The following is an 11,752-nucleotide window of genomic DNA, read 5'->3' as shown; positions in this document are numbered from 1 at the left end:
GCGTCGCCATGCGCGAGGTCAGCACGGATGTGCTTGTGGTCGGATCCGGTCCCACCGGCCTGATGCTCGCCGCCTGGCTGGCCAAACTCGGTGTCGATGCCATACTTGTGGACGGCAAGGACGGGCCCACCCGGGAATCCAGGGCGCTCGGCGTCCATTCGCGGAGCATGGAAATTTATGACCAGCTGGGCGTCGTGGACCGGGTACTCGCCGAGGGCTATTCGGCAGTGAAAATCCGTCCAGGCTACGAGAGCCGGTCCTTCGGCGCCGTGCCGATCGGCCGGTTCGGTGCCGGGCTGATGCCCTATCCGGGACTCCACATCCTGGAGCAGAGCAGGAATGAGAGCATCCTGCTCGACCGCCTGCAGGAACTGGGTGGAACCGTCGAATGGCAGCACGCGCTGGTCAACCTGACCCCGGACGCCGGCGGTGTGACCGCCGAGTGCAGCGGGCCCGCCGGTTTACTGAGCGTCCGTGAGCGTTTCTGTGTCGGGGCGGATGGTGGCTCGTCGGCCGTCCGGAAGATTGCTGGGATTCCGTTCGAGGGGCTGACCAACGAGCACACGTTCTATGTGGCGGACGTCAGCGGTGTCTCCGGCGTGGCCGGGGACAGCGTGAACCTGCGCTTCGGGGCCGAAGAGTTCCTGCTCGGTTTTCCCATGGGGCCGGGAGGTCATCACCGGCTGCTCGGTGTGCTGCGCACCGCAGGCGGTGAGGACGTGCCCGAGTCGCTCGCGCGGCAACGGCTCGATACCGTGTTTGGCATTACCTACCGGGAGTCGCTCTGGTTCTCCACGTACCGGATCCACCACCGCGTTGCTGCCCGTTTCCGGGAGGGTCCGGTCTTCCTTGCGGGGGACGCCGGGCATGTCCATTCCCCGGTCGGCGCGCAGGGAATGAACACCGGCCTCCAGGATGCGCACAATCTGGCGTTCAAGCTGGCGGAAGTGATTCAGGGGCGCGCGTCGGAGTCCCTGCTTGACCGGTACGAGGCTGAGCGACGCCCGGTGGCGCTTCGCCTGGTCAACAGCACTGACCGTGTATTCGGCCTCGTGACCTCTGACCGCCGGCTGGCCCGCACCGTCCGGCGCATCGCTCCGCGCCTCTTGGCCCCTGCGGCTATCCGGCTTCTTCCGCGCTTGCCCATCGCGCCCAGGCTCTTCGGCTACCTGTCCCAGATCCGCATCCACTACTGGATGGACGGCTTCTCTCCTGACGGTACCTCTTCTGATAAACCAACGAACGACGCCGCCGGGTCGGCTCCCGATCCTGGCAGCAAACCGCGCGCACACCGGACGCGCCGCGGCCGGGTGATTGGCAGGAGGCTGCCGTGGACCGGGCCGAATTTCGAAGTTCTGCGCTCTGCAACCTGGCAGGTGCACACTTATGGCGAGGTGGATGCGGAGGTGGCTGCCGCCGTCGGGCATGGCCTGAAAGTGCCGGTCCATTCATTTCCCGCGGCGGGCGGCAAGGGGCTTCAGGAGGGGCTGTGCTACCTCGTGCGTCCGGACGGATTCGTAGCGGGAGCGGCGCCGATGCATACCGCGGTGTCGCGGTTACGTGCGCATCTGCCCGATCAATGGTTCGGGGCTGGGCCCACTAGCGACCTAGGATGAATTCATGACCTTTCACCCCGCGGAGAACCGCTATGACACCATGCCGTACCGACGAGTGGGACGCAGCGGGTTGCACCTGCCGGCCGTCTCTCTTGGGCTGTGGCACAACTTCGGTGATGACAAGCCGTTCGATGTGCAGCGTGCCATCCTGCGGCGGGCGTTCGACCTCGGCGTCAACCACTTCGACCTTGCGAACAACTATGGGCCTCCCTATGGCTCGGCGGAGACCAACTTCGGCCGGCACCTCAAGGACGACTTCAAACCGTTCCGCGACGAACTGGTCATCTCAAGCAAGGCCGGCTACGACATGTGGCCCGGCCCGTACGGCAACTTCGGTTCACGCAAGTACCTGCTCGCCAGCCTCGACCAGTCGCTGAACCGCATGGGGCTGGACTACGTCGACATCTTCTACAGCCACCGGCCAGACCCGGAAACTCCGCTCGAGGAGACCATGGGTGCACTGGATACCGCAGTGCGGTCCGGGCGGGCGCTCTACGCCGGCATCTCCTCGTACTCCCCGGAGAAGACGGCTGAGGCAGCGGCGATCCTGCGCGACCTCGGCACGCCTCTGCTCATCCACCAGCCCTCCTACTCCATGCTGAACCGCTGGGTGGAGAACGGCGAGCCCAACCTGCCCGAGGTTCTGGAGCAGACCGGCGCCGGTTCGATTGCGTTCTCACCGCTGGCCCAGGGCCTGCTGACCAGCAAGTACCTGAACGGGGTGCCGGAGGGTTCTCGTGCGGCGTCGAACAAGTCGCTGTCGGAGGACCACCTGTCCGAGGACAACCTGCGGCGGGTGCGCGGCCTGAACGGCATTGCGGAGTCCCGGGGGCAGACGCTGGCCCAGATGGCTATCGCGTGGATCCTGCGTCCGCAGGGCAAGGGCTCGCCCATCACGTCGGCACTGATCGGTGCGTCGAGCGTGAAACAGCTCGAGGACAGCGTGGGTGCGATCAACAACCTCGACTTCAGTGAGAGCGAGCTGCACGCGATCGACGAGTTCGCCGTGGAGTCGGACATCAACCTGTGGGCCAAGGCGCTCGAGGCATAGTAACTACCCTTACCCCGAGGCGTTGGTCGCAGGGAAAGGTCATCCCGAGCACGGTTCGAATAGGGATTGTGCGGGATGGCTCACCTCAGTAGTACCGCGGTAGCATGAGGGTATGAAACTTAGCGTCAGTCTGCCTGAGGAGGATGTAGCCATCCTCGACGAGTTCGTCCGCACCGCTGGCCTTCCCTCGAGGTCGGCCGCGTTGCACCATGCCGTGCGCATGCTCCGCCTGCCCGAACTGGAGCAGGACTACGAAGCCGCTTGGAACGAGTGGGAAGCATCAGATGAACAGGCGGCGTGGAGCATGACCGCAGCCGACGGGCTTGCTGATGCTACGCGGTGAGATCCGGCTCATCGATCTGGACCCTGTGCGTGGGAGCGAGGCCAACAAACGACGGCCGGCAGTCATCGTCAGCAACGATCGAGCGAACTCGATCGCGGCGCGGCTCGGCCGTGGCGTGATCACCGTCGTACCGGTCACCAGCAATACCGACCGAATCTTCCCGTTCCAGACGTTGTTGCCCGCCGCTTCGACCGGCCTGCGGCAGGATTCCAAAGCCCAGGCGGAGCAGGTCCGCTCGATCGCGGTCGAGCGGCTGGGCGCGGTCCTTGGGCGAGCTCCAGCGGACGTCATGGCACAGCTCGATGACGCATTGCGCCTCCACCTGCAGCTGGGGCGATGACGAAGCGGCGCGCAAGGCGTTTCTCGCCCTAGCGTTGTATGACGAAGGCCGTTACGGAGATGCTTTGCAGACTGCTCTGAACGCCCTCATTCCTACGCTCGGTGGCTATGGAAGAGCGCTTACAGAGTACGCCGAAGACCTTCCGAGGACTGTTTCGTCGCGGTAAGAGGAGCACTCCCACAAAATGATCGGCATGGGAGCAAGGACTGCCCCTACGTGCTGGGATTAGGGTAGGAGTTGAAATGGTCCCGCGATGATTGGTAGAGCCATGTCAGTTGATCGGTACGACGATGACCCTGCTGAAACCCCTTTCAAATTGGGCTTGCATCATGTCCAACTCGCTTTGCCACCGGGCGGCGAGGACGACTGCCGAAGATTCTATATCGACATTCTTGGACTTACCGAAGTGGAGAAACCACCGGTACTGGCAGCGCGAGGCGGCCTTTGGGTACGGGCGGATAGCCTCGAGATTCATTTAGGTGTAGAAGAAGATTTCAGGCCGCAGAAGAAGGCTCACCCCGGCATCCTGGTTCACGATCTCGACGCCTTGGCAGCCCAGGTTGAGGCACATGGATTGACGCCTGAGTGGGATGAGAACCTTCCCAATATGCGGCGCTTCTACTTGCCTGACAACAACGGCAACAGACTGGAATTCCTCTCATCAGAGTCGTGAGGCAAGGCTCTAAGAAGTGCTTCATCTGATTCAGTTCGACTCGTCCCGCAAGAACGATCGTTTCTGAGCCAGTCGAATTCATAGGCGAGTGGCAAGGATCGCGCCGTGCGTTCGTTTTGAACGATCAGTCCGTGACTCCGTGTGCGTAACGGTGAAACCTGCCGCCTCGACCTCGCGTGTCAGTAGGTCGATGGGCCAGTAGTACGCCGTGGTTATCTCGTGATTGAACGGTTCCAGCGTCGGGCCGGTAAAAAATCCGAGCGCCAAGCCGCCTCCCGAGCGGATACACCGCGCGAACTCGTCGAGCGCAGTGCTGATCTGCTCAGGGTCGATGTGGATGAGCGAATACCACGCGAGTACGCCGCCGAGCACGCCAGCGTCCATCTCCAATGCTTCAGCTCGACCGAGTCGATAGCGGCCTGCGGGATAGGTTATCTGCGCACTTTCGATGAATTCTGCTACGGGATCGATGCCCTCTGCATCCACACCAATGCTTGTGAGGTGGTGCGTCCATTGACCAGGTCCGCATCCGACATCAAGCACCAGCCCCTCGATCCCGTGCGCCCATTTTTCGACTAGCGCCAAATCAGGAATCGCTGCGTGCTCGATGCTTCCGACGACTTCAATGTACTCATTGGCTCTGGCACCGTAACAAGAACGAACGGACCGTAACGACATGCCTCAACAGTAGTGGGCACCTCCGGCACGGTCGTCTCTGGGCTGGGCCTTATCGCCAAGCACTCTCAAGGGATGTGTGCCCATCGGCCGCGCGCTGCCAACCAACAGCGCCGCTTGCGCGCTCATTTAGCTGCGGTGATAAACCCGAATAGCACTTGTTCATTGCCGAGGAGGTCCGCAACGACGGCCGGGTGCGCATCCTGTCGCGCGGCGGCTGCGATCGGTTGGTGCCCCGGGCGCGAAACTACCGCCAGAGACTGCGCAACCCCGGCAACGCCTTCTCGTACCCGCGGAGCAGCCGCTGCGCGGTGTGCGCGGAGTCGATGAGCGGGTGCAGCGCGAAAGCCCGCAGCGCGAGTGACCGGTCGCCCTGCACGACGGCGGCAATCACGTCCTGCTCGACGCCCAGGACCTGCGATATCAGGCCGAGCTGGTGCGGCGTTGGCGTGCCAACCGGCAGGGCCCGGACTCCGTGGCCGGTGACCCGGGCAGGAATCTCCACGACGGCGCCGGCGGGCAGCTGGGGTATCGCGTTCCCGTTGCGGATGTTGAGGATGAGCTCAGCAGGCTCGTCCCGCACGAGTGCGCGCATTACCGTGAGGGCGACCTGCTCATACCCGCCGCCAGCCAGATCCGCCTCATCGCGGGATTCCTCCGCCGTGCGGGCCTCGGCAAGATACCCCTCTTCGCGGGAGCGCCGGGCTGCTTCCCAGGCGGCGAACGGCCTATCGGTCGAGAGCAGGTCCGGGTAAAGACCGTCCTGTTGGCGGATAATCGATTCGCCCCGGGTCTCCGGAGCTGCAGCGACAGACCGCCGGGCCTCCGCGTGGAAGTAGTAGTAGAAGAGGTACTCGTTCGGCAGCGCACCGAGCATGTGCAGGAACTGCGGACCGAACACCCGGCCTTCCTCGAAGACCGCCAGCCGGGAAGAGTCGGCGAGCAGAGCGGGCAGGAGGTCACCGCCGTCGTACTCCAACGCCCGCAACCATCCCAGGTGATTCAGGCCCACATAGTCGACGCCGGTCAGGGAACCGGGCGGCAGCGGCACTCCGACTGCGATGGAGGCTCTGCGCACCAGCCCCGAGGCCGAGTCGCAGATCCCGATGATGCGCCCGCCGAGGAGCGGTTGCAGCGCCCCGGTGATGATTCCGGCGGGGTTGGTGAAGTTGATGACCCATGCATCCGGACACGCCGCGACGATCGCCTCCGCGACCGTGAGCATCTGCGGGATGGACCGCAGCGCGTAGGACAGTCCACCGGCGCCCACGGTTTCCTGTCCCAGCAGCCCTTCGGCGATCGCTACCCGTTCATCCAGCACGCGACCACCGGCGCCGCCGGGACGGATGGCAACGAAGACGACGTCGGCTCCCGCCAGTGCGTCCTCTAACCGCTCATTCACGGTGAGACGGGGCGGCTGCGCCCCGTGCGGGAGCGGCAGGTCCCGGGCGACACGGGCGATGGCCGCCGTGCGGGAGGAATCGGCGTCGTACAGGCAGACTTCATTGACCAGCCCGGCAAAAGTGCCTGAGCAGAGCGCTCGGTAGATGAGCGGTACACGGAACCCGCCGCCGCCGATGACCGCCAGTTTCACGGTGTGCTCCTCTCTGTACGGCTCACCCCATCCTTACCCATTCACCCGCGCCCTATGGTCGTTTGCTCACTTTCCGCTTGCCTTCGATCAGCAGGGCCGCACTGACCGCGCTCGCGAGGGCGAGCCCGGAGCACACGAGCATCGACACCCGGAAGCCGGCAACGTACGCCTCATCCACGGCCTGCTCGATGGCCGCAGCGGTCTCCGGGGGCACACCGGCCGGAGACTGCGTGGCTCCCAGGTCCACCTTCGCTGCCTCGAGTTCTGCCTGCTGCGCCGCGGAAAGTCCAAGGCGTTCCGTCTGCGCGTCCAGGGCTGGGCTGAACACCGCGAACATCAACACCCCCAGCACGGCGACGGCAAGCAGGGAGGCAACCCGGGAGAACGCGTTGTTGATGCCACTTGCCAGCCCCGACCGCTGCCCGGACACCGAGTTCAGCGCCACCGTGGTCAGGTTTGGCACCAGGATGGACAGCCCGAGCCCAAGCACCACCACCGCCGGGAAAAAGGTGGTCCAGTAGGATCCCGAGCCGGCTCCCGGTACGGCGAACAGGCCGAAGCCCACCGCCGCAAGCGCGGGACCGGTCACCAGCGGAAGCTTCGCACCGAATCTGTCGGTCAGCGCTCCCGTGTAGCGGGACAGGAAAAACATCAGCACGATCGCCGGAATGAACGCCGCGCCGGCCGCCGTCGCTGAGTAGTCCTGCACCTGAATAAGGTTGAACGGCAGGAGATAGAGGGCCCCGCCCAGAGCGAAGTAGAGCAGCAGCGTGAAGACATTCGCGCCGGTGAAGTTGCGGCTCCGGAACAGGGACAGGGGCATCATCGGTTCGCGGATCCGGTGCTGAACGATGACAAAGCCCGTCAGCGCAGCTGAGCCGGCCAGCAGCGAAGCAACCACCACCGGTGCCGTGAAACCGAGTGTCGACGCTTCAAGCAGCCCGAACACCAGGCCGCCGAGCCCGACGGTGGCCAGCACGGCGCCCCACGGATCCAGCCGGCCAGCCGCCTCATCGCGGCTCTCCGGCACCCGGGTGAGTGTAATGATGAGCACCGCAGCGGCAAGAGGAATGTTGATGAGGAACACCCACCGCCAGGAGAGAGTGTCAACCAGATACCCGCCAAGTACCGGTCCCAGCACGGAGGTCATGCCGGAGAAGGCCGCCCACGTGCCGATGGCCTTGCCGCGCCGGTTCTCGTCAAAGGAGGCACTGATGATCGCCAGCGAGCCGGGAATCAGCATGGCCCCTCCAACCCCCTGCACCGCCCTCGCGAGGATCAACTGCCCGGGATCGGGAGCCAAACCGCACCACACGGAGGCCAGGGCAAAAAGCCCGACTCCGGCCGCGAAGATCCGGCGCCGTCCGAAGTGGTCTCCCAACGAACCCCCGAGCAGCAGCAGGGCGGCCAGGAACAGCGCATACGACTCCACGATCCAGAGAGCGTCCACTGCGGTGGCACCCAATTCCTGCTGAATGGCGGGCAGTGCGACGTTGACCACCGATCCGTCGATGAAACCCATCGATGAACCCAGGATCGTCGCTGTCAGTACCCACATTCCAACGCGCGGCGTACACGGCGATCCGGTGCCTCCGGAACGCAGAACACCCTCGTCGCACGGCTGTCGAATGATATTGGACATCGCCTGCCCCTCGCTGCTGGTGCGAACAGTATCAGCCGCAGATGCGCCGGGCTACCGACCCCGAGCGGGCAGCGCGGCCGCCGTGGAGCAGACCCGAGTAGCATGCCCTACATGGCCGCCCTGAACCGCTTTGACCCGCTCGCCTCCGCACGAACCGGGAACGATCCGCAGTTCGACCTCCTGCTGACTGGCTCGGTGTTCTTCGACATTATCTTCACCGGCCTCGATGCGTTGCCTACCCCAGGGACCGAAGCCTGGGCAGAGGGTATGGGCTCGTGCCCGGGCGGGGTGGCGAACCAGGCGATCGCGGCCAGCAGGCTGGGACTGCGCACTACCCTGGCGGCAGCATTCGGCGACGACGGATACGGCGCCTTCAACCGCAGCATCCTTCAGGGGCAGGAACATGTTGACCTGTCCCGGTCACGCACCTTTGAGCAGTGGCATTCGCCGGTAACGGTCTCGCTCTCGGTCGACAGGGACCGGTCGATGGTCACGCATGGGCACCCGTCGCCGCTGTCGGCCTCCGCACTGATCGCTGACCTGCCGCGCTGCCGGGCAGCCATTGCAGAGGTTGGTCCCGAGGTGGAGCCGTGGGTGCCGGCCGCACACGCCCAAGGCATGCGGCTGTTCGGCGACGTGGGCTGGGACCCGAGCGGGAACTGGTCCAGCGAAGCGCTGGACTCGCTGCAGTACTTCCACGCCTTCCTTCCGAATGAGACCGAGGCCATGGCCTACACCCGGACCAGTGACCCCTGGGCCGCGCTGTATGCGCTCGCCGACCGGGTGCCGGTGGCCGTGGTGACGGTCGGCCAGCATGGTGCGATCGCCGTCGACTCTTTGACTGGGGAGGAAGAGTGGGTGCCGGCGTTGCCGGTGAATGCCTACGATCCGACGGGCGCCGGCGACTGTTTCGGTGCGGCGTTCGTGATGGGCGATCTCGCGGGGTGGCCGCTCGCGGACCGGCTCGCCTTCGCCAATCTGTGCGCCTCGCTGTCCGTTCAGGAGGTGGGCGGTTCCCTTGCCGCGCCGGGCTGGGGAGACATCGCTGACTGGTGGCGGCGAATGAGTGCAGAGCGCGACGGCGTGCGGAAGCAGTGGCTGCGACGCTACGCCTTCCTGGAGGACATCGTGTCGAACGTTCCTCCCGGAGCGGTGCGGCGGGCGACTGCCACCATCGCGACGCAGTCGGACGCGTAAGGGCTAACTTCCAGTCAGGCCGTTCGCCAGTCGTCACTGGTGATGTGTGATCCCGCCTGTGGACCCATCTGGAGCATCCCGCCGTCCACAGCCCACGATGCGCCGGTGACATAGCTGCTGGCCGGTGACGCGAGGAACGCGATGACCGCGGCGACTTCCCGTGGGTCGCCCGGGCGCCCCAGCGGTACGCCGGGGCGGCTGATCTGATGCGGGTCCTCGTTTTCCTCGTGCGTCATGGGAGTGGCGATCTCACCGGGGAGGACGGTGTTCGCCGTGATCCCGCGGTCGCTGAGCTCAAGCGCAATGGTGCGGATCAGGCCGCCCAGCCCATGCTTCGATGCGTCATAGGCCGCTGCACCCACCCTGGGCTGTTCCTGGTGCACGCTCGTTACAGCGATGATCCGTCCACCGTTTCCCGCGTTGACCATGCGCTTCGCGGCGCGCTGGATGCAGACAAAGGCGCCGTCCAGGTTTGCCCCCACAGTGGTGCGCCACGTGTCCAGATCCAGGTCCAGGAACGGTGTTCCGTCACCGGTTCCGGCGTTATTGACGAAGACGTCAACACCGCCGAGCTCGTCAGCCAGCCGGTCGATGACGTCGCCGCACGCCGGTGTGTCGGTGGTGTCGAGTTGTGCCACGGCCGCTTTCCGGCCTTGAGCCCGCACCAGGCGGGCAGTCTCCTCAGCGCCCTCTTGGTCCGAATGCCAGGTGACGCCGATGTCGCATCCCGCTTCTGCGAGTGCCACCGCAGTAGCGCGTCCGATGCCGGAATCAGACCCGGTGACTATTGCCGTTTTCGGTGAGAAAGTCATGGTCCATCCTGTCGCGCCCTGAAAGCTGAGCGCAAGGGTGTGCCGCAGCCGGTGCCGCCGGATTCCCGACCGTCCGCCCGGAACTGACAGAATGGGCCTGTGAGTTTTTCAGCAGGACCAGTACCGGAACGGCGTGTGGACATCGACCTCGCTGCGCTGCGGCACAACGTCCGTCATATCGCGGAGATAGCGAGCCCGGCACGTGTCATGGCTGTGGTGAAGGCCGACGGCTACGGACACGGTGCTGTTCCGGTGGCAAAGGCGGCACTGGAGGCGGGTGCCACGTGGCTGGGTGTTGCACACATCGCCGAGGCCGTCGAACTGCGCCGGGCCGGCATTGAAGCGCCGATCCTCGCCTGGCTGCACACTGAATCCAGTGATTTCGCCGCAGCCATCGAACTGGGTGTGGACCTCGGTATCTCGGGTTGGGAACTGGCCCACGTCGTTGCTGAGGCGCGCAGGCTTGAGCGTCCTGCGCGGGTACACCTCAAGATCGATACCGGCCTGGGCCGGAACGGTTGCCCGCCGGAGCAGTGGGAAGCACTTCTGGGCCGGGCGATGGAACACCAGGAGGACGGGTTGCTGCGGGTGGTTGGAGTGTTCTCCCACCTCGCTGTTGCGGATGAGCCCGACCGCGAAGAAACTGACGAGCAGATTGACCGCTTCCGGGAGGCCGTCGCAGTCGCTGAGGACGCGGGGGTTGACCTGGAGGTACGCCACCTGGCCAACACCCCCGGGACGCTCTCCCGACCGGATGCGCATTTCGATCTGGTGCGGGTGGGCCTCGGCATCTATGGACTCTCGCCGTTTGACGGACAGTCCTCGGCCGAGCTCGGGCTCCGTCCCGTAATGAGCTTCCGGACCACCATCGCCAACTGCAAGGAAGTGCCGGAAGGCCACGGCGTTTCCTACGGACTGTCCTACCGCACGGACAAACGCACCACCCTGGGTCTCGTGCCGGTGGGCTACGGCGACGGCGTGCCACGGGTGGCAACCGGTGCCCCCGTCTCGGTCGGCGGCCGGTTCTATCCCGTCGTGGGCCGGATCGCGATGGACCAGTTCGTCATCGACTTCGAGGAGACCGGGATTGCCGACTCGGAGAACAGCCCCCTTGGCCAGGAGGCCGTTATCTTCGGAGCGGGGGACGGAACGCCCACCGCCGATGACTGGGCCCGGGCAAGCGGTTCAGTCAACTACGAGATTGTCACGCGCATCAGTTCCCGCGTTGCCCGCCGGTATATTGACGCCGAGGTTATTGCTGCGGAGGCTGACCGGTGACCGGTCCCGTCTGGTCACAGGAGTTTTCCGTCGCGTCCGTCGAGGAGCTGCAGGGCGCGGCCAGAAGTATTGGGCAGCGGGTCGCCGCCGGTGACCTCCTCATCCTGACCGGCGAGCTCGGCGCGGGCAAGACCACCTTCACACAGGGGCTGGGCCGCGGGCTCGGCGTGCGGGAGGGCATCATCTCTCCCACCTTCGTGCTGGTCCGCAACCATCCCTCGCTCGCCGACGGACCGGGGCTGGTCCACGTCGATGCCTACCGGCTCGAATCGGACGCGGAAATCGACGACCTCGACCTCGAGACGACGCTGGATAGCTCCGTCACGGTCGTGGAGTGGGGTTCCGGCCGGGTGGAGCACCTGGCTGACAGTTGGCTGCACATCACGCTGGTGCGTCCCGCCGTCCCGCCTGCTGGCGGCTCGCCTGCAGAGCAGGCGGTGCTATCAGATGATGACGACGAACCGCGCCACGTGCGCATCGAAGCCTACGGCCCGCGCTGGGTGGACCAACGGCTGGGAGCGCTGGTCTAGC

General features: G+C 65.3%; 13 protein-coding genes. 9 read left to right on the top strand and 4 right to left on the bottom strand.

Going from position 1 to position 11,752, the window contains the following annotated elements:
- Window positions 1-8 precede the first annotated feature (8 nt).
- From JOD47_RS02495 to JOD47_RS02470, 6 genes are all read left to right on the top strand, one after another.
- Window positions 9-1,616 carry an FAD-dependent monooxygenase gene (locus JOD47_RS02495; RefSeq protein WP_204531624.1) on the top strand — a complete coding sequence of 536 codons (1,608 nt, stop codon included), beginning with the start codon at window positions 9-11 and terminating at the stop codon, window positions 1,614-1,616.
- Window positions 1,617-1,620: 4 nt separating this feature from the next.
- On the top strand, window positions 1,621-2,667 hold the full coding sequence (gene mgrA / locus JOD47_RS02490; RefSeq protein WP_204531622.1) for an L-glyceraldehyde 3-phosphate reductase: 1,047 nt from the start codon (window positions 1,621-1,623) through the stop codon (window positions 2,665-2,667).
- A gap of 112 nt (window positions 2,668-2,779) precedes the next feature.
- The gene (locus JOD47_RS02485) at window positions 2,780-3,010 is read left to right on the top strand and encodes a ribbon-helix-helix domain-containing protein (protein ID WP_204531620.1); all 231 of its coding nucleotides are present in this window, start codon (window positions 2,780-2,782) and stop codon (window positions 3,008-3,010) included.
- Window positions 2,997-3,350, top strand: coding sequence for a type II toxin-antitoxin system PemK/MazF family toxin (locus JOD47_RS02480; RefSeq protein WP_275577870.1), 354 nt, complete (start codon window positions 2,997-2,999; stop codon window positions 3,348-3,350). Before JOD47_RS02485 ends, JOD47_RS02480 begins: the two co-directional genes overlap by 14 nt.
- Window positions 3,313-3,516, top strand: coding sequence for a tetratricopeptide repeat protein (locus JOD47_RS17845; RefSeq protein ID WP_204531617.1), 204 nt, complete (start codon window positions 3,313-3,315; stop codon window positions 3,514-3,516). The genes JOD47_RS02480 and JOD47_RS17845 overlap by 38 nt, the downstream gene beginning before the upstream one ends.
- Before the next feature lie 102 nt (window positions 3,517-3,618).
- Window positions 3,619-4,023 carry a VOC family protein gene (locus JOD47_RS02470; RefSeq protein WP_204531615.1) on the top strand — a complete coding sequence of 135 codons (405 nt, stop codon included), beginning with the start codon at window positions 3,619-3,621 and terminating at the stop codon, window positions 4,021-4,023.
- A gap of 78 nt (window positions 4,024-4,101) precedes the next feature.
- Here JOD47_RS02470 and JOD47_RS02465 read toward each other — a convergent pair whose 3' ends face one another.
- From JOD47_RS02465 to JOD47_RS02455, 3 genes are all read right to left on the bottom strand, one after another.
- Window positions 4,102-4,701, bottom strand: coding sequence for a class I SAM-dependent methyltransferase (locus JOD47_RS02465; protein ID WP_204531614.1), 600 nt, complete (start codon window positions 4,699-4,701; stop codon window positions 4,102-4,104).
- A 244-nt stretch (window positions 4,702-4,945) separates the two neighbouring features.
- Complete coding sequence (locus JOD47_RS02460) at window positions 4,946-6,292, bottom strand: family 4 glycosyl hydrolase (RefSeq protein ID WP_204531612.1); 1,347 nt, start codon at window positions 6,290-6,292, stop codon at window positions 4,946-4,948.
- Window positions 6,293-6,344: 52 nt separating this feature from the next.
- A complete protein-coding gene (locus tag JOD47_RS02455; protein WP_204531610.1) occupies window positions 6,345-7,934 on the bottom strand; it encodes an MFS transporter in 1,590 nt (529 codons plus the stop codon).
- 111 nt (window positions 7,935-8,045) lie between these two features.
- On the opposite strand from JOD47_RS02455, the gene JOD47_RS02450 reads away from it, so the two are divergent.
- Window positions 8,046-9,131, top strand: a complete 1,086-nt coding sequence (locus JOD47_RS02450; RefSeq protein WP_204531608.1) for a carbohydrate kinase family protein — start codon at window positions 8,046-8,048, stop codon at window positions 9,129-9,131.
- A gap of 14 nt (window positions 9,132-9,145) precedes the next feature.
- On the opposite strand, the gene JOD47_RS02445 is transcribed toward JOD47_RS02450, so the two are convergent.
- The gene (locus JOD47_RS02445; RefSeq protein WP_204531606.1) at window positions 9,146-9,943 is read right to left on the bottom strand and encodes an SDR family oxidoreductase; all 798 of its coding nucleotides are present in this window, start codon (window positions 9,941-9,943) and stop codon (window positions 9,146-9,148) included.
- A 99-nt stretch (window positions 9,944-10,042) separates the two neighbouring features.
- Between JOD47_RS02445 and alr the strand changes: the two genes are divergently transcribed.
- Window positions 10,043-11,221 (top strand): alanine racemase, encoded by a 1,179-nt coding sequence (gene alr, locus JOD47_RS02440; RefSeq protein WP_204531604.1) that lies wholly within the window; start codon window positions 10,043-10,045, stop codon window positions 11,219-11,221.
- Window positions 11,218-11,751, top strand: a complete 534-nt coding sequence (gene tsaE / locus JOD47_RS02435; protein ID WP_204531602.1) for a tRNA (adenosine(37)-N6)-threonylcarbamoyltransferase complex ATPase subunit type 1 TsaE — start codon at window positions 11,218-11,220, stop codon at window positions 11,749-11,751. The genes alr and tsaE overlap by 4 nt, the downstream gene beginning before the upstream one ends.
- Window position 11,752 lies beyond the last annotated feature (1 nt).

Source organism: Arthrobacter tumbae (assembly GCF_016907495.1).
GTDB lineage: Bacteria > Actinomycetota > Actinomycetes > Actinomycetales > Micrococcaceae > Arthrobacter_D > Arthrobacter_D tumbae.
The sequence above is the reverse complement of the archived record's forward strand: the minus strand, read 5'-3'. Positions and strand labels throughout refer to the sequence as shown.